The sequence below is a fragment of the Pseudomonas sp. SORGH_AS_0211 genome (assembly GCF_031453455.1).
Classification (GTDB): domain Bacteria; phylum Pseudomonadota; class Gammaproteobacteria; order Pseudomonadales; family Pseudomonadaceae; genus Chryseomonas; species Chryseomonas aestiva.
Map to the genome: position 1 here is coordinate 1,854,926 of NZ_JAVIZV010000001.1, position 18,066 is coordinate 1,872,991.

General features: G+C 64.4%; 15 protein-coding genes. 7 read left to right on the top strand and 8 right to left on the bottom strand.

Going from position 1 to position 18,066, the window contains the following annotated elements; genetic code table 11:
- Positions 1-8: 8 nt before the first annotated feature.
- From QE393_RS08690 to QE393_RS08705, 4 genes are all read right to left on the bottom strand, one after another.
- A complete protein-coding gene (locus QE393_RS08690) occupies positions 9-1,244 on the bottom strand; it encodes an MdtA/MuxA family multidrug efflux RND transporter periplasmic adaptor subunit (RefSeq protein WP_273807304.1) in 1,236 nt (411 codons plus the stop codon).
- 159 nt (positions 1,245-1,403) lie between these two features.
- The gene (gene tpx / locus QE393_RS08695) at positions 1,404-1,904 is read right to left on the bottom strand and encodes a thiol peroxidase (RefSeq protein WP_310043055.1); all 501 of its coding nucleotides are present in this window, start codon (positions 1,902-1,904) and stop codon (positions 1,404-1,406) included.
- Positions 1,905-1,983: 79 nt separating this feature from the next.
- The gene (locus tag QE393_RS08700) at positions 1,984-5,676 is read right to left on the bottom strand and encodes a translocation/assembly module TamB domain-containing protein (RefSeq protein WP_310043056.1); all 3,693 of its coding nucleotides are present in this window, start codon (positions 5,674-5,676) and stop codon (positions 1,984-1,986) included.
- A complete protein-coding gene (locus QE393_RS08705; protein WP_273807301.1) occupies positions 5,673-7,406 on the bottom strand; it encodes an autotransporter assembly complex family protein in 1,734 nt (577 codons plus the stop codon). The genes QE393_RS08700 and QE393_RS08705 overlap by 4 nt, the downstream gene beginning before the upstream one ends.
- A 121-nt stretch (positions 7,407-7,527) precedes the next feature.
- On the opposite strand from QE393_RS08705, the gene xthA reads away from it, so the two are divergent.
- A complete protein-coding gene (gene xthA, locus QE393_RS08710; RefSeq protein ID WP_273807300.1) occupies positions 7,528-8,340 on the top strand; it encodes an exodeoxyribonuclease III in 813 nt (270 codons plus the stop codon).
- 69 nt (positions 8,341-8,409) lie between these two features.
- A complete protein-coding gene (locus tag QE393_RS08715) occupies positions 8,410-9,765 on the top strand; it encodes a substrate-binding domain-containing protein (RefSeq protein WP_273807299.1) in 1,356 nt (451 codons plus the stop codon).
- A 212-nt stretch (positions 9,766-9,977) separates the two neighbouring features.
- On the opposite strand, the gene QE393_RS08720 is transcribed toward QE393_RS08715, so the two are convergent.
- Positions 9,978-10,370, bottom strand: a complete 393-nt coding sequence (locus QE393_RS08720; RefSeq protein WP_273807520.1) for a DUF192 domain-containing protein — start codon at positions 10,368-10,370, stop codon at positions 9,978-9,980.
- 145 nt (positions 10,371-10,515) lie between these two features.
- On the opposite strand from QE393_RS08720, the gene QE393_RS08725 reads away from it, so the two are divergent.
- Together QE393_RS08725 and QE393_RS08730 are read left to right on the top strand one after the other, a co-directional pair.
- Positions 10,516-11,724 (top strand): MFS transporter, encoded by a 1,209-nt coding sequence (locus QE393_RS08725; protein ID WP_273807298.1) that lies wholly within the window; start codon positions 10,516-10,518, stop codon positions 11,722-11,724.
- Entirely contained in the window at positions 11,721-12,929 is a 1,209-nt protein-coding gene (locus tag QE393_RS08730) for an MFS transporter (protein WP_273807297.1), read from the top strand. The genes QE393_RS08725 and QE393_RS08730 overlap by 4 nt, the downstream gene beginning before the upstream one ends.
- A gap of 72 nt (positions 12,930-13,001) precedes the next feature.
- On the opposite strand, the gene QE393_RS08735 is transcribed toward QE393_RS08730, so the two are convergent.
- On the bottom strand, positions 13,002-13,196 hold the full coding sequence (locus QE393_RS08735; protein WP_007158427.1) for a hypothetical protein: 195 nt from the start codon (positions 13,194-13,196) through the stop codon (positions 13,002-13,004).
- Between the two features lie 250 nt (positions 13,197-13,446).
- On the opposite strand from QE393_RS08735, the gene QE393_RS08740 reads away from it, so the two are divergent.
- Entirely contained in the window at positions 13,447-13,845 is a 399-nt protein-coding gene (locus QE393_RS08740) for a response regulator (RefSeq protein ID WP_273807296.1), read from the top strand.
- A 271-nt stretch (positions 13,846-14,116) separates the two neighbouring features.
- Here QE393_RS08740 and QE393_RS08745 read toward each other — a convergent pair whose 3' ends face one another.
- Complete coding sequence (locus QE393_RS08745) at positions 14,117-14,377, bottom strand: hypothetical protein (protein ID WP_273807295.1); 261 nt, start codon at positions 14,375-14,377, stop codon at positions 14,117-14,119.
- A gap of 159 nt (positions 14,378-14,536) precedes the next feature.
- On the opposite strand from QE393_RS08745, the gene QE393_RS08750 reads away from it, so the two are divergent.
- Positions 14,537-14,770, top strand: a complete 234-nt coding sequence (locus QE393_RS08750; protein ID WP_273807294.1) for a hypothetical protein — start codon at positions 14,537-14,539, stop codon at positions 14,768-14,770.
- Between the two features lie 850 nt (positions 14,771-15,620).
- On the opposite strand, the gene QE393_RS08755 is transcribed toward QE393_RS08750, so the two are convergent.
- On the bottom strand, positions 15,621-15,803 hold the full coding sequence (locus QE393_RS08755; protein ID WP_273807293.1) for a hypothetical protein: 183 nt from the start codon (positions 15,801-15,803) through the stop codon (positions 15,621-15,623).
- 358 nt (positions 15,804-16,161) lie between these two features.
- Here QE393_RS08755 and QE393_RS08760 point away from each other — a divergent pair, with 358 nt between their 5' ends.
- A complete protein-coding gene (locus tag QE393_RS08760; protein ID WP_187979340.1) occupies positions 16,162-17,751 on the top strand; it encodes an ABC-F family ATPase in 1,590 nt (529 codons plus the stop codon).
- Positions 17,752-18,066: the final 315 nt, after the last annotated feature.

Genomic DNA, 18,066 nt, shown 5'->3' on the forward strand with positions numbered 1-18,066 from the left:
GCGGCCGATCAGCCCTGAGTCTTGCCGGGCTTGCGTACCGCCGGCTTGGCCGGTTCGCTGGGCGCCGCCGAAGCCCCGGTGACCACTTCCACCTCGTTGCCCTCGCGCAGCCGATCGGTGCCTTCGGTCACCACGCGGTCGCCAGCGGCCAGGCCTTCGGTGACCACGGTCAGGCTGCCGTCATCCGGACCCAGCTTGAGGCTGCGGACCTGAATCTTGTTGTCGGGCCCCACCACATAGGCGAAGGTGCCATTGGAGCCGAACTGGATGGCCGCCGAAGGCACCACCAGCGCCTGATCCAGCACCTGCTCGCGCACCCGGACGGTCACGAACTGATTGGGGAACAGCGCCTCGTCGCCGTTGGCGAAGCGGGCGCGGAACTTGAGGGTGCCGGTGGCGGTGTCGATCTGGTTGTCGAAGCTCTGCAGGGTGCCATCGGCGACCTTGCGCGAGCCACCGCGATCCCAGGCTTCGACCGCCAGGGTCTGGCCGGCGCGGGCGCGCTTGAGCAGTTCGCCGAGCTGGCTTTCCGGCAGGGTGAAGACCACCGAGATCGGCTGGGTCTGGGTGATCACGGCCACCACGGTGCTGTCGTTGGCGGACAGCAGGTTGCCGCCGTCGAGCTGACGCAGGCCGACGCGGCCGGCGATAGGCGCCTTGATCTGGGTGAAGGCCAGATTCAGCTTGGCATCGGCCACCGCCGCCTGACTGTTCTTGAGGGTACCGCGATACTGGTTGACCAGGGCTTCCTGGGTATCCAGCGTCTGCTTGGCGATGCTGTCTTCCCGGAACAGACCCTGGTAGCGCTTGAGGTCCAGCTCGGCGTTGCGCAGCTGCGCCTGATTCTGCTGCAGGGTGCCTTCGGCTTGCTGCAGCGCCACCTGATAGGGTCGTGGATCTATGGTGGCCAGCAACTCGCCGGCCTTGACCTTCTGGCCTTCCTCGAAGGCGACGCGTACCAGCTCACCGGCAACCCGGGTGCGGACATTCACCGTATTGAGCGCGGTCACCGTGCCGATCGACCTGCGCACGATGGGAAAGCTGCGCTGTTCGACCGCCACCACGCGCACTGGGGTCGGCCCGGTCATGCCAAAGGGGGAGCGCACGCCCTTGCCAGCGGCGGCCTCGTTCTTCTGTCCGTGCTGGTGATACCAGTACCAGCCACCAGCGGCCGCCAGCAAGACGAGGACGAGCAGCCAGACGAGTCGGCGACGGGGGGAAGAGCGGAGCGAAGAGTCGACCATCGGAGAATACGTGCACGCTGGGGAAGGCGGAAGATAAGCAGTAGCGAGACGGCTAACCAGCGCCTTTACTGCGATTTTACCTAAAGCAAAACGGGCAGACACAAAAGGCGCCTGCCCGCTTCGAAGCGCCCACCGCGCTGGGCGGTGGGTTGTCGGCGATCAGACGAGGACGGCGAGTGCGGCCGCGTAGTCCGGCTCCTGGCCGATCTCGGGCACCAGCTCGCTGTGCAGCACCTTGTCCTGCTCGTCCAGCACGACCACGGCGCGGGCCGCCAGGCCTTGCAGCGGACCGCTGGCCAGGGCGACGCCATAGTCCTGCAGGAATTCGGCACCACGCAGGGTGGAGAGGTTCATCACCTTCTCCAGGCCTTCCGCACCGCAGAAACGCTTCTGGGCGAACGGCAGGTCGGCGGAGATGCACAGCACCAGGGTGTTATCCAGCTTGTCGACTTCGGTGTTGAACTTGCGTACCGAGGCCGCGCAGGTCGGGGTATCGACGCTGGGGAAAATGTTGAGCACCTTGCGCTTGCCGGCGAGGCTGGCCAGGGTGATGTCCTGCAGATCGCCATTGACCAGGCTGAACGCCGGGGCCTGCTGACCAGGCTGCGGCAGGTTGCCCTGCACCTCGACCGGGTTGCCACGCAAATTGACGGTTGCCATGAACGGCTCCTTTCTCATGAGACGGGACAGGGAGTAAACACGTTTTCCGCAAGCGATCAAAGCGTTACGCACCCCTGCTTCAAAAATCGCGGCGATAGAAGAAATCCAGGGAATTGGCCAGCCCGCTGGCGATCTCGAGATAGAGCCGGCGGGTGAGCTGGTAGCGCAGGGCCACGGTGTTCGCCGAAGCGAATACCCCGACCCCATAGCGCACCGACAATCTGTCGGTGAGATTGCCCGAGGCCACCACACTGGTCTTGTCCCCCGAACCCGCCGTATCCAGCTGGAAGTTCTGAATGCCCAACCGCTGCGCCAGGGCGCCCGCGGTGCCGGAACTGCCAGCCAGGCCCAGGGCCAGCGCCGCCTGGCCGAGCACGTTGTTGTCGCCTTCGCTGCCGCTGGACAGCGGGCGACCCAGTACCAGGTAGGCCAGCGCCTGCTCCTGGCTCATGCTCGGCTCGGAAAACACCTCGATGCGCGGCTGCTGGGCAAAGCCCGAGAGCCGCAGGCCCGCGGTGACATTCTGCTCCTGCACCACCCGCACGGCCTCCACGTCGATATAGGGCTGGGCGATGGGGCCCTGGAAGAACAGTCGGGCGCGTCTCATGGTCAGGCGCTGACCATAGGCGTTGTAGCGTCCGTTGCGCAGATTCAGCTCGCCGCGGGTGTCGAGATTGTCGCCGATATGCACCTTGCCGACGATTTCGGCGGACAGGCCGAAGGCATCGAAGGTGAGCTTGTCGGAACCGACCAGCACATCGACGTCCATGGCGATCTGCATCGGCTGCTGCCTGGCCGGCGCCTCCTGGCCGACGATAACGGCATCGTCCGACACCTTGACCGTGGACGGCGGCAGCTGCTGGACCCGGATGCGCCCGCGCGGCACCCGCACCTCGCCGGCCAGGGCCAGACGACCGTCCTTCATCAGGATCTTGAGATTGGGCGCCACTTCCAGCTGGGCATAGGGTTCGACGTTGACCGGCAGCTTGTCGCCGGTGACCGCCACGTTGACGTCCAGGCCATTGGCCCAGCCGACGCTGCCCTGGATCTGGCCACGCCCCTGGGTCCCGCTGCGCCAGCCGCCGTCGAGCACGGCGCTATCGCCCTGGATGCGGGCGGTCAGGCCGAGATCCTGCAGGCGCGTCGGTACGCTGCCACCGCCGATGTCGCCGCCGCTGAGCTGGATCTGGCCATTAACGCGCGGTTGCAGCAGCGTCCCTCCCAGCTCGCCCGCGCCATTGATCTTGCCTTCGAGGTGCTCGATGCCTTCGACAAAGGCCTTGCCCAGAGCCAGATTCAGGCCCTGCAACTGGAAGCGACCGGCCAGCGCCTGGCTCGGATCATGGGGATCCAGCCGGGCCTGGACGTCGAGCCGGCCAAGATCGGCACTGGTCAGACGCACCTGGGTGTCGACCTGCTGCGGTTTCAGGGCGCTGGTAACGTCCAGGCTGTCGTAGCTGAAGGTCTGCCACTGACCGGCAGCGTCACGCAGCCTGAGGCTGCCCCGCCCGGCCTGCAGCCGGATTTCGCCATCGGGTCCGGCCTTGGGCAGGCGCAGATCGACATCGCCGTCGAGGGTGCCCTGCCAGGCCAGCTCCGGCGGCAGCAGCGGTTGCAGACTGGCGAGCGGGAAGGCGCGCAGGTGCCAGGCGAGACGGGTATCGGGCAGCAGTTGCTGATCGTCGCCACAGATGCTGGCCGCGCCGGAGCGCCAGCAGTGGCGACCCAGCTCCAGACGACCACTGTTCAGACGCTCGATGCGGGCCGGGGTCTGCAGGGTCCAGTTCTGGCCGCTGGCCGCGACCGATCCACGAGACAGCTGCCCCTTCCAGTCCCCGTTGTCGGCCAGCGTGCCACCGGCTGCGAGCATCAGGTTCAGTTGCGACCCCTTGAGCGAGAGATCCGCCTGCTGCTGACGGCGATCCCCCTGCCCCTGCAGGCGCAGGACCCCGAAATCGCGACCGGCGGCCTGCAGCCCCTGGGCGGTCAGATCCAGCGTGCCGCGTTGGCGATCATCCAGGGTGGCGGCCAGCGCGAGGCTGCTGATGTGGTTGTCGGCATAGGCCAGCTGGCGACCGTCGAGGCGCAACTGGCCGGCAGGCGCCTTGAGGGTCCCGGCCACGTCCAGGCGGCCCTGGGCGCTTCCGGAAAGATCGGGCCAGAGCTGGGCCAGGCGGCGCAGGTCCAGCTGGAGCTGACCTTGCAGACGCTGGTCGAGGGCGCCCTGCCCCCGAATCCGGTTGTCGCCCAGGCGGATGTCGAGCTCGGATACCTGCCATTGCTCGCCAGCGCCCCTGGCCTTGGCCGCCAGCACGGCCGGCTGGTTGCGCAGTCGACCCTTGAGGTCCAGATCGGCATCCAGCTGCAGGCGACCATCCTTGAAGGCGCCCGAACTGCGCAGCGGACCGCCCAGGCTGCCGGGTAGCTGGGCCACCCAGAAGGCCGGATCGAGGCGGCTCAGGTCCAGCGCCACCTGCCAGCTGACGCCGTCGGTGAAGCCCAGATTGACCTTGCCCTGCGCCCGCCCCTCGCCGGCCTGGAGATCCAGGGACGGCAGATTGAGCTGGGTGGTGTCGCCACTGAAGGGGGTGGCCAGGGTAAAGGCGCCGGCCGGGCCGGTGGCGGCGGCCTTGAGATTGCCCAGGTAGGCGCCATCCCGATAGGCCACTTCGCCTTGCAGACGCTGCAGGCTCACCGGGGGCTCCGCCATGGGATACAGCCGCCGCCAGGGGAAGTCGCGCCAGTCCAGCGTGGCATCGGCGGCCAATCCCTCGTGCCAGTCGACCTGTCCGGCCAGCACCACCCGTTGTTCGGGCGTGGCCTGCAGGCGCAGGGCGGCGATTCGCGCGCCCCGGGCATCGACGCGGCCATCCAGATTCAGCTCCACCGGACCGCCCTCGCCCGGCAACCGGGCCTGGCCGACCAGGGCGTAGCCCCCGGCCAGGTCGCCCCGTGCGGTCAGCTTGAGATCGTTCAGTCGCAGGGTATCGGGCAGGCTGGCGGCCGCCTTGAAGCCATCGGCCACCAGTTGCAGGTCGGCCGGGACGTTTTCCACCAGCGGTTGCACCGTGCCGCTCAGGCGTCCGGGCAGATAACCGCTGCTGTCGGCCTCCAGCTGCAAGGTCTTCTGCAATTCACCGTCCAGCTTGAGCGCCAGCGACCAGGGCGCGGCCTCCGGCGCGGGCAGACCCAGGGTGCCCTGCAACTGCAGTGGCCAGGCGCCACTCGGTTGCAGCCGGCCGTGGGTATCCAGGGTGATGCCGTGGGCCACGCCGGCCAGCCGCTCGATGGCGATGCCATCAGCCTGCCAGCGCGCCTGGAGCGCCAGGTCGCGAGCCTGTTCGGCGCCGTTGTAGCGGATCTCGCCGATTCGCACCTCGCCCAGCTGCACCCCCAACGGCAAGCCGAGGCTGGGCAACTGGATGGGCCCACTCTGCTCGGGCGCAGGCTCGGGACTGGGCGCCTGGTCGATGGCGATACGCGAAGCGGTTAGGGTGTCGATGCACAGCTGCAACCGGAGCAGGCAACCGGGCCGCCAGGCGAACTCGGGCGCCTCGACCGTCACCCGGGTAGCACCACCGTCCCAGACCAGCTGCCGGGCTTGCCAGTGGCCACCGAGGCGGCCCTTGAAATCAACCAGGGTTAGCCCCGGGACCCGTTCCAGCAGCAGACGGCTGACGCTGTCGTTGCCCAGTACCAAAGCCAGCAGCAGGATCAGCCCACCGAGCAGGGTCGCCAGCACGCCAAGGATGACACCACCTACCGACTTCACAGCTCAGGTCCTATGGAAAAGTGCAGGCGGATGCCGCCGGGTTCGTCGAGGCCGTGGGCCAGGTCGACACGGATCGGCCCTACCGGCGAGACCCAGCGTACGCCTATGCCGACGCTGGTCTTGAGTTCGTAATTGTTGAGGTCGTTGAAGGCGCTGCCCTGGTCGATGAAGGTCGCCAGGCGCCATTTGTCCCGCAGGGGATACTGGTATTCGACGCCGCCCGCGACGAGATACCGGCCTCCCACATAGTCACCTTCATCGTTTTCCGGCGACAGGGTCTGGTAGTCGTAGCCGCGAACGCTCTGATCGCCGCCGGCGAAGAAGCGCAGCGACGGCGGCACCTTGTTATAGCCGTTGGTGAAGTTGCCACCCAGCTGCAGGCGCCCGAGGAAGCGGTGCCCGTCGCCCACGGTGATCAGCCCACGGGCCAGCGCCGTGGCATGGATCATGTTGGCATCCGAGAACAGTCCTTCCTTCGCCGCCGACACGCCGAATTGCAGGCGGTAGCCGCGATTGGGGTCGATGCGGTTGTCGCTGCGCAACAGGGAGAAATCCACCCCGGGCATCACCAGATTGGAGGTGCCTTCGTCATTACCCAGCCGATAGCTTTCGTTGCGCCATTTGAGCGAGAGTACCCGCTCCCAGCCGTTGGGAAACTTGCGATGCCACTCGGGACCCACGGTCAGCAACTGGCTGAGGGAGTCGTCGTTGGCGATCTGCTCGTACTGGTAGCCGCCAGCGAAGCGGAACTTGTCATTGATCGGGTCCTGCCCGGGAATGTCGTACCAGGTGGCAATGCTCTGGCGGGGCGCCGACAACTCCGCTTCCGCACCCAGGCTGTGGCCCTGGGGATTGAGCCAGTGGTTTTCCCAGGTGAATCTCAGCCTTGGTCCGACATCGGTGGAATAGCCGGGGCCGAAGCCGAAGGTCCGTGGCTTGCGGGTCCGTAGCGTGACCGTCACCGGCACCTCGGCGGCGCCTTCCTGCTTGGGATAGGTGTCGAGCCGTGCGCCATCGAAGAAGCCGCTGGCCAGCAGATTGCTCTGGAAATCGGCGATCAGCTCGGAATCGTAGGGCGTGCCCTGGGCAAACGGCACCATGCGCTGGAGCAGATCGGGATCGAAGGGCGCATCCCCTTCGAAGGACACCTTGCCGAGGACAAAGCGTGGCCCGCTGGCGAATACCAGGGCGATATCGGCAAAGCCGGTGGCGGGATCGATACGCAGCTGATGCTCGGTGAAGGTGCCACGAAAGAAGCCATAACGCTGCGCCTGATTCTGGATCAGGCTCTTGGCGTCTTCGTAGAGGCCCTGGTTCAGCGGCTGGCCCGCCTTGAGTCCGGCCGGTATCGGCTGGCGAAAGGCGCGCAACTCGCGCGCCGGGCCTTCGATGCGGATATCGACGTTGCGCAGCCTGACCGGCTCGCCCGGCCGTACCTCGACCACTAGCCGTGGCGTCTCCCCCGGCTCGACCCGGGTCTCGATCTGCGCGTGGTAGTAGCCAAGGGCCTGGGCTGCCTGTTCGGCCTGCCGTTCCGTCGCCGGACGCAGGCGCTGCAGCCCGGCTGCATCCCGTCCCTCGACCGAGCCGATATAGGCCTGAATGTTGTCTCGCAACGCGTTATTGGCGGGCTGGACGCGAACGCTGACTTCGGCCGGTGCCGCCCAGGCCACCCCGTGCAGACAACAAATTCCAATCAGGGCGCGACGTAGAGCGTTCGGCTTATTCATACAGGGATGCTAACGGGCGTTGCGCTGTGAGACAAACGGGAGTGGCCAGGGTTCGCCAGGTGGCGGTTTCGGCGAGAGGCTTTCTGCTAGGCTAGGGCCATCCATATTTCGGGAGGGCGACATGAAGGTAGTTTGCTTCAATATCAACGGCTTGCGCGCAAGACCTCATCAACTTTCTGCCATCATAGAACGCTATGATCCGGATGTGATCGGCCTTCAGGAAACCAAGGTCGCGGATGACCAGTTTCCCCTGGCAGAGGTGGAGGCCCTGGGTTATCACGTGCACTACCACGGCCAGAAGAGTCACTACGGCGTGGCCTTGTTGTCACGCCTGGCACCCCTGGAGTTGCACAAGGGCTTTCCGGACGACGGTGAAGAATCCCAGAAGAGATTCATCTATGGCGTCTTCGCGGATCGCCAGGGTCAGCCACTGGTGATCATGAACGGCTATTTTCCTCAGGGCGAGAATATAGCCCACCCGACAAAATTTCCTGGTAAGAGGAAGTTCTACGCGGATCTTCAGAATCTACTTGAAGAGCGGTTTTCTCCGGACACGCCCTTGCTGCTCATGGGCGACTTCAATATCTCGGCCCAGGATCGCGACATCGGCATCGGCGCCGCGAATGCCAAGCGCTGGCTGCGTACCGGCGCCTGCAGCTTCCAGCCGGAAGAGCGCGAATGGATGCAGCGCCTGCTCGGCTGGGGCCTGATCGACAGCTACCGCCAGCTGCACCCTGAGGTCGACGACCGCTTCAGCTGGTTCCCCTATCGCAGTCGCGGCTTCGAAGACGAACCCAAGCGCGGCCTGCGCATCGACACCATCCTGGCCTCGCGGATCCTGCAGGAGCGTATCGTCTCCGCCGGCGTCGACTACGACATCCGCGGCATGGAGAAACCCTCCGACCACGCGCCGATCTGGCTGGAATTGACGTGAGGTCCTGTCATATCGGCGTCATGCGACGCTCCTAAGGTGTCGGCCTCGCCTTAGGCTCGAGGCCGACCCATGAACTGCTCTGCTTCGGTATTCCGTCGCGCCTTGCTGCGGCGAGCGATGCTCGCGACTTTGCTTCCGCTGCTGTCTTCCCCCCTGCTGGCCAGCGACAGCCCAACCACCCTCCTGCGTCTGCAGGGCTCCAATACCATCAACGCCCGCCTGGGTCCGCGCCTGGTCGCGGCCCTGCTCGCCGAGCGCGGCTACCGCGATCCCCAGGTAGTGCCCACCGCGGTGATGGATGAATGGCAGCTGGTGGCGCGCGCCCCGAACGGCGCTAGCGTGGCCGTGCAGATCGCGGCCCATGGTTCTAGTACCGGCTTCACCGCCCTGGCCGCGGGCACAACCGATCTCGCTGCCGCCTCGCGCCCGGTCACCGATAGCGAGGCGAACACCCTGGCCGGTCTGGGTGACCTGCGCAGCAAGGAGGGGGAGTACGTCATCGGCCTGGACGGCCTGGCGATCATCGTGCATCCCGGCAATCCGCTGCGGGAACTCGATCTGCAGCAGCTGGCGCAGATCTTCTCCGGCGCCATCGACGACTGGCAGCAACTGGGCGGCAAGCCCGGCCCGATCCGGCTCTATGCGCGGGATGATCGCTCGGGCACCTACGACACCTTTCGCGAGCTGGTGTTGACTCCCGCCGGCAAACGCCTGAGCGCCGCCGCCAGGCGCTTCGAATCCAACGAAGAATTGGCCCAGCGGGTGGCCGAGGATCCTGCCGGCATAGGCTTCACCAGCCTGGCAGCGGCTGCCGGGTCGCCAAAGCTCGCCCTGCGCGACGGTGAAGGCCGCGCCATAGCGCCGAGCGAAGCCAGCATCGCCACCGAGGACTATCCGCTTGCCCGCCGGCTCTTCCTCTATGCGCCGCCGGCTCATCGTTCGGACTGGGCGCAGCGCCTGCTGGAATTCAGCCAGACCCCGGCGGGTCAGGCGGTGGTGCAACAAAGCGGCTTCGTCGCCCAGCGCATCGAGCCTCTGACCATGGACGACACCCGCGGCATGCCAACGGCTTACGGCGAACTGGCGCGCCGGGCGCAGCGCCTCACCGTCAACTTCCGTTTCACCGCCGGCAGTGCGCGCCTGGACAACAAGGCGCTGCGTGATGTCGAGCGGCTGGCCGCCTTCATGCGCCAGCCGGAAAATACCGGTCGGCAGCTGATTCTGGTGGGCTTCAACGATGCCACCGAAGATCCGGCACGCGCAGCCCTGCTGGCGCGCCTGCGGGCCACCGCGGTCGCCACGGCATTGCGTCACCAGCAGGCCTTTGCCGGCGAAGTGCTTTCTCTCGGCGACCAGCTACCCGTTGCGGGACTGTCGCCCAACGGCCGAGTGAAGAACCGGCGTGTCGAGGCCTGGATTCAATAGTGGGCAGGGCGTCATGCCAGCAACGGGAAGAGGTGCAGCACACCCATATGGCGCCAGCCGCCAGTGCAGGCACAGAGGCCGCCAGGCAACTCATACGCCTAAAAAACTTAAAGTAACATATTAAAAGCAGATTCTACTTAAGGTTATAAAGTCAACATAACTTATTGATTTATATGAAAAATATAAAATAATCCTGATACCACATCGAAGGACTACCGGGAGGCAGGCGCGACCTTTTCCAGCCCCTGTACAGGTGCGCCTGGCTTGATCCCATGCCCTGAAAACCAGCCGGCCTGGGTTTCCAGCGCGTAGCGCGCCGGGGCCTTTGAGCAATGATGGGTATCGGTGAGTGGCTGCATCTCGACGGTATTGAGGATCCTGCCACTCTTGTCGATGAAGGCGGCGGCCAGTGCGCTGGGGGTATCGCGCATCCACAGGCAACGTTCGTCATCCCCGGCGAAGACGAACAGCATCCCTTCGCGGGCGTCCAGTGGCGGTCGCCCCATGAGTCCCTGAGCCCGCTGCGCAGGTGTGGTCGCCACCTCTACGGCCAGGCGCTGCTCACCGATCCGCACGTCGATCCGTTCCGCTGCCCAGCAGGGCATGGCGACCAACAGCAGGAAACCGACCCAAGTAGGATCTGGCGCTCGTTTCGCTTCCTCGCGCGCATGGACAAAAAATGTCATCGCATGTGACCTTTACCGGACGAAAGCAATCTATCCCACATTGTCAGACAACCTCTCGAGTCCGATGTCGACCGCCAGCCTACCGCCCGTACCCTCACCCGCTCTGGCCACCCGCATTACCCTGGGCACGGTGCTCTTTACCTTTATCGCCTACCTTACCATCGGCATCCCCCTGGCCGTGCTGCCGGGCTACGTGCATGACCAGCTGGGCTTCAACTCCATCATCGCCGGCCTGGTGATCAGCAGTCAGTACCTGGCGACGCTGTTTTCGCGCTCCCACGCCGGACGCATCATCGATACCGTGGGCGCCAAGCAGTCGGTGCTCTACGGCATGCTCGGCTGCGGCCTCAGTGGCGTGCTGATGCTGGCCTCGGTGCTTCTGCAAGCCTGGCCCTGGGTCAGCCTCACCGCCCTGCTGCTCGGCCGACTGGTGCTGGGTTGCGCCGAAAGCCTGTCAGGCACCGGTGCCATCTCATGGGCGATCGGCCGGGTCGGCCCGACCAATACCGCCAAGGTGATTTCCTGGAATGGCGTCGCCAGCTACGGCGCCCTGGCCATAGGCGCGCCGCTGGGCGTGGCCCTGGTGGATACCCTGGGGCTGTGGATCATGGGCGTCAGCATCATCGGGCTGGCTGCCATGGGTTATCGCATCGCCAAACCCCGTCCGCCGATCGTTCCGGTGCGCGGCGAACGCCTGCCCTTCACCACCGTGCTGGGTCGGGTCCTGCCCTTCGGCCTTGGCCTGGCGCTGGGCGGCATCGGCTTCGGTACCCTGGCGACCTTCATCACCCTCTATTACGCCAGTCAGGGCTGGAGCGGCGCGGCCCTGTGCCTGACCGTGTTCGGTTGCTTCTTCATCGGTGTGCGCCTGGTCTGTGCCAACGCCATCAACCGCCACGGCGGCTTTCGCGTCGCCATCGTCAGCCTGGCGGTGGAAGCGGTCGGTCTGGCCGTCCTCTGGCTAGCCCCCAGCGTGACCACCGCCCTGGTGGGCGCCGCCCTCACCGGGATCGGTTTCTCGCTGGTGTTCCCGGCGCTCGCCGTGGAAGCGGTGCAGCGGGTTCCGTCTTCCAACCGGGGCGCCGCCCTGGCCGGCTATTCGGTATTCATCGACCTTTCGCTGGCAGTGACCGGCCCCCTGATCGGCGCCGTGGCCACCCACTTCGGCTATGCCGCCAGCTTTCTCTGCGCCGCCCTGGCCGCGCTCGCCGGCCTGGCCCTCAGCGTCCGCCTCCTCTGCCGATTCGACGAGTCCTCTCGAGAACAGCCATGACCACGACCGCCCCTCCCGCTACCTCGCTCGCCATCACGCTGCGCATCGTCTCGATCGTCGTCTTCAGCTTCCTGCTGTTCCTGGCGATCGGCCTGCCGCTGGCGATCCTGCCGGGCTACGTGCATGACGATCTCGGCTACGGCTCGGTGATCGCGGGCCTGGCGATCAGTATCCAGTACCTCGCCACGCTGTTCACCCGCCCCCTGGCCGGCAAGCTGGCCGACAGCATCGGCGCCAAGCGCGGGGTGATCTACGGCCTGTTCGGCTGCGTCGCCTGTGGCGTGCTGACCCTGCTGGCCACTTCGCTGCAGAGCGTGCCTGGCCTCAGCCTGGGCCTGCTGATCGTCGGCCGGGTCATCCTCGGCATGTCACAGGCCCTGATCGGCACCGGCTGCCTGAGCTGGGGCATGGGCAGCGTCGGCATGCAGCATGTGAGCAAGGTGATCTCCTGGAATGGCATCGCCGCCTACGGCGCCCTCGCGATCGGCGCGCCGCTGGGCGTGGCCATGGTCGCCGGCCTGGGCCTGTGGAGCCTGGGCGTGGCCATCGCGCTGCTGGGCGCCCTGGGCCTGGCACTGGCCTGGAACAAGGAACCGGCGCCAGTGATTCCCGGTGAGCGACTGCCCTTTCACAAGGTGTTCTGGCGGATCAGTCCTTTCGGTCTCTGCCTGCTGCTGAGCTCCGTCGGTTTCGGCGCCATCGCCACCTTCGTCACGCTCTACTATGCGAGCAATGGCTGGCCCAACGCCGCCTTCTGCCTCACTGCCTTCGGCGCAGCCTTCATCTGTGCGCGGCTGCTGTTCGCCGGCACCATCAACAAGCTGGGTGGCTTTCGGGTCGCCCTGGCCTGTTTCACCGTCGAGACCCTGGGTCTGCTGCTGCTCTGGCTGGCGGTCACCCCGCAAATGGCGCTGATCGGCGCGGCCATGGCCGGCTTCGGGTTGTCACTGGTCTATCCGGCCCTGGGCGTGGAGGCCATCGTCAAGGTACCGCCCACCAATCGCAGTGCCGCGCTGGGCGCCTACTCGCTGTGCCTGGACCTGGCGCTCGGTATCACCGGGCCGCTGGCGGGGGCCATCGCCAATGGCTTCGGCTTCAGTGCCATCTTCCTGTTCGCCGGCCTCATGGCCCTGGCCGGCCTGGGCCTCAGCGCCCTGCTCTACCGCCGCGCACTGCGTGAGCGGCCGGACCTGGCGCCAGCCTGACCGGCTGGCAACGCCAGCGCCAGGCACCGGCTAATCACTCAGCTGATGTCGCCAGTCGGCTCCCTGCAGCGCCTACAGCGGACCGGGATCCGGGATCGGTGCTGGCGGCTTGGCGGGTTCGGTCAGGTTCTCGACCACTTCGTCTGGGATCTCGGTATCGATTTCCTCGTCGGCCATGTCGGAATCGTTGAGCGGTGCCTGATCGCCACCCAGCCAGAGGGCCAGCGGCGAGGTTGTGTCGGGCGCGGGAGAGAGAGAAAGGATCATGCCGTGGCTCCTGTGCCGGTAGGTCTCAGAGATTAGTAGGTCGGCAGCGCCAGATGTTTCATCCAGGTCCCTACCGCACGTCGCCGGATGGCAGGCAACTGACTGGTGCACGCCAGAGCGGCCGGTGCCGTTCTAGGGCAGGCTTCGCCAAGCTTGGCAGCAGGTGCGGCCGCGGATCCTGGCGATTGGCCAGGCGCAAGGCCCAGGCCTGACTAGACTGAAGAGATTCTCCACTCAGGAAAGGTCGCCCATGGATACCAACGCCCGCCCCCCTCACACCTCGAATCTGCTCGCGGTCGTTTCGGAAGACGAGTTGCTGCTGCAAGCGCTGGTCCGTGAGGTCCTGAAACAGGAAGGCTTCCATGTGGAGACCTTTGGCACTGCCGATGCCGCCCTGCAGTTTCTCGAACTGCACTGGCAACAGGTCAACGTGGTGGTGTCCAACGTGCGGATGCCAGGCGTGATCGATGGCATCCAGCTGGCGAAGATCGTCAATGAACGCTGGCCCGGGGTGCCTTTCGTGCTGATGTCCGGTTATGCCGGGTTGAGAAGTGACATTCCCGCCGGTGTGCCCTTCCTCCATAAACCCTGGACCCTGGATCAATTGACCGAGGCCGTCTGGCAGGTGGTACCGCTACCATCGCCTTGAAGACCGTAGACAGGATCTGCAGCTGTCTGCTGGGCAGACGCAGAATTCAGCGGGCGACGGTAGCCCAGATAGACCCCGGTAGACGCGAGCCGTCCAGAGCTGCTGCTGAAGAGGATAGCCAAGGCGACATTATCAATACGACCGACAACCCTTGCTGTCGCCAGGGACGGATGAAAGACCTGCCGGCCATGACGAGTATGCGCACACGGCGATATCGATAAGAAGCGATTGGAAGGTAATGGTCAATTAGCAATTCGCCGCTTGGCCAGGATTACGGAGCCTTACCGCCAATGAGCACCGTATCGGCTTGCAACGGTAAATGGGAGCCTTTAAGGCGAAGTTCGTTGACGGCGTACAGCACCATGATATTAAGTGCTTCGACATTCAACACCGTGCGTTTGACAATCAGGCGAGATACCTTTGCTGGCACCCTAGGATCCAGGAGCGTCAGCAAAACATCTTCACCCCGGTATTCGATGAAATGCTTCACCGGTGGATCCAGCATTTCCAACGCCTTTTTCAGCCTGTTCATGGAGCCCCCGGGGTAAAACTACTGAAACGTTTCATCTTTTTGACATACCGCTTTCCGTGCTGTCCCTGACCATCCATCCGGCGCCTTGGCTTCAGGCTATTTTCTAACCGTCGCGACACTGTTTCTGTAGCCCTATCAACAGGTACCGGAGAACGTCGAATGAACGAACAGGACCGGACACATGGCCTTCTGCTGCTGGAGCGATACGCCGCCGAACAAGATGCAATCAATCAGCTATTGCGGCAAATCTACGAATGCCATGGCACTTCTGACTCAGAAGCGCTCAGGGATATGCTGACGCTGTGCATCGCTGAAATACAGGATCGGCAGACCACCGTTCAAAGTGCGTTCCGCTTTTTACTTGATCTCAAGGAAAAGCCGGGCAAGGAATAACGAAGCGGCGATCAACCCGCATAAGCCGCTCTTCGGTAGTCGCTCATGCGCGGCAATCTCCAGCAAGGAATGTCATTGCCTATTAACCGCTTCGCCTTATATAAAACGGATAGCTTGGTCGGCAGCCTACACTTACAGCATACCGATTGTTTTCGACGTTGCCGATTGCATCACCCAACCCAACCTTGTTGCTCTACGATTTTTGGAGAAGGGTTAGCCCTATATGGCTGATGGAAAGGGACATCATGATGAATGTGGAGAATAGCCAGGCCACCCTGACATAAACCTAAAGAACATAGGCTTTTATGCCTGGAGGCCATGCCTCAGCGAGGCGCTCGTTTGAACCGAGAAGAACACGTCGAGGCAAGCCTATAGAGTCAGCCTGGCAATTACCTATCAGCGCCTATCGCGATCCGCCGCCCTCGTTAGCGGCGCTCCCTTACCCACCGCCGTTCGTGAAAGAGCCCAGCACCAAGGCTGGGCTCTTTCACGGCTCGGGTAGGGGCTACCGGGGCGCTGGCTCCTGGTCATCGGCTTCACCAGGCTCGGGCGCTGACGGATCGTCAGGCGCGGGGACAGATGGGTCGGCGACATCGGTGTCATCGGGTTTCAATGGCTCAGCCGGAGCGGGCTCTGTCGCCTGCCCACCTTGCGACGCGGCGAGCTGGGCGTCGATCCCGAACATCGCCCTCGCGATCATTCCGGGAGCCTGGGGCGAACTGAATCTTTGCCAATGACTGGTGGTTGTGATCATGGGTCACCTCACAGTGAGACCAATATTGGCCTCACTGTATTAGAGGCGCTACCGGGGTTACCTGTTCAGTGGCCACTATTACCGATGGTCCCAGGCTCAAGGCGCCTGCTTTCCATTCTCTTCAGCGGTTCGCGACCACTGCGACAGCGCCTGCTGACGTTCCTTCGCCATCTTCTGCTGCCGCAGCTCGGCATTCCGGGCCTGGGTTTCTTCCAGCGTAGGCGGCGACTCTTCCCGCGGTGCTCCAGCATCTATTCGGCTTTTCGTTTGCTCGGACATATCCTGCTCCTGGGATGGCGACATCAGTGCAGCATGAGCAGGGTCCTGGCGAGTGTCGTTCCGTGACCATCATCACCAGCGGTCCGAACATCGCTGGCGCAATGGCGAGTCGCAGCAGCCCTTTCGCCCCGACAGCGGCCTTATCAGCACTGGCGGACCTATGCGACAATGAACCCAATGTCCGGCATGAGCATCGGCTTCATGGCCTACAGCTGGAAATCCTCCTCCAGACTTCCTTTCCACCTACGCTCGCTGAGTCGGCCAGGTTCAGTTCTGAGCAAGATTGCCAAGCTCGGTGTCGGTATCGAATCGGTACCGTCAGTTCCGGCGACGCCTTTAGTCCCTGATAGGTACCCCCTTGATCTCCACCGCTAACATCACCATGCAGTTTGGCGCCAAGCCGCTGTTCGAGAACGTGTCCGTCAAATTCGGCAACGGCCATCGCTATGGCCTGATCGGCGCCAACGGCTGCGGCAAGTCCACCTTCATGAAGATTCTCGGGGGCGATCTCGAGCCCACCGGCGGGCAGGTGATGCTCGAACCCAACGTGCGCCTGGGCAAGCTGCGCCAGGACCAGTTCGCCTATGAGGACTGCACGGTCATCGATACCGTGATCATGGGCCACGCCGAGCTGGCCAAGGTCAAGGCCGAGCGCGACCGCATCTACTCGCTGCCGGAAATGAGCGAAGACGACGGCATGGCCGTGGCCGAGCTTGAGGTGCAGTTCGCCGAATACGACGGCTACACCGCCGAAGCGCGGGCGGGCGAGCTGCTGCTCGGCCTGGGCATCCCCCAGGACCAGCACTTCGGTCCCATGAGCGCCGTCGCCCCCGGCTGGAAGCTGCGGGTGTTGCTGGCCCAGGCACTGTTTTCCGATCCGGAACTGCTGCTGCTCGACGAACCGACCAACCACCTGGACATCAACACCATCCGCTGGCTGGAAGGCATCCTGGTCGCGCGCAACAGCACCATGATCATCATCTCCCACGACCGCCACTTCCTGAACAGCGTCTGCACCCACATGGCCGACCTGGACTACGGTGAGCTACGCCTGTTCCCGGGCAACTACGACGAGTACATGACCGCCGCCACCCAGGCGCGCGAGCGCCTGCTGTCGGACAACGCCAAGAAGAAGGCCCAGATCGCCGAACTGCAGCAATTCGTCAGCCGCTTCTCGGCCAACGCCTCCAAGGCCAAGCAGGCCACCAGCCGGGCGCGCCAGATCGACAAGATCCAGCTGGACGAGGTCAAGCCGTCCAGCCGCGTCAGCCCCTTCATCCGCTTCGAGCAGAACAAGAAGCTGCACCGCCAGGCGGTGACCCTGGAAAACGTCACCCAGGGCTTTGACGGTACCCCGCTGTTCAAGCGGCTGGGTCTGCAGATCGAAGCCGGCGAGCGAGTCGCCATCATCGGCCCCAACGGCATTGGCAAGACCACCCTGCTGCGCACCCTGGTGGGCGAGATGGCCCCCCAGAGCGGTGAAGTGAAGTGGACCGACAGCGCCGACGTGGGCTACTTCGCTCAGGACCATGCCGAAGACTTTGCCGACGATGCCACCCTGTTCGAGTGGATGGGCCAATGGACTCAGGGCGGCGAGCAGATGGTACGCGGTACCCTGGGCCGCATGCTGTTTTCCAGCGACGACATCCAGAAGTCGATCAAGGTCATCTCCGGTGGTGAACAGGGGCGCATGCTGTTCGGCAAGCTGATCCTGAAGAAGCCCAACGTGCTGGTGATGGACGAGCCCACCAACCACCTGGACATGGAATCCATCGAGGCGCTGAACCTGGCGCTGGAAAACTATCCGGGCACCCTGATCTTCGTCAGCCACGACCGCGAATTCGTCTCGTCCCTGGCGACCCGCATCCTCGACATGAGCGAGACCGGTGTGGTCGATTTCAGCGGCAGCTACGACGACTACCTGCGCAGCCAGGGCATCAACGGCTGACCCCGGGGTTCGTGTAGTGGGTCGCGCCACCCACTACACGAGCAAAATAGATGGTGCCCTAAGCAGTTACCCTAGGTATCATTTCGCACCGAAACGGGTACTCGACCAGGATCGCCGCGATCATCACCTATCGTTTGCGCCGGGAGACCAGGAGTCTCCTGCCACGTCTCGTAACACGTAGCGCCCCCTTCCGGCACGCTCGACGGGTTCCCTGTCGCATCCTGATCGCCCCGCCTGGCACCGGCTTCCCCCGGCTCGCCAGGACGCTTGGCCCCCACTCAATAAATCAGAACATTGCCGGACGGCCGCTGTCGC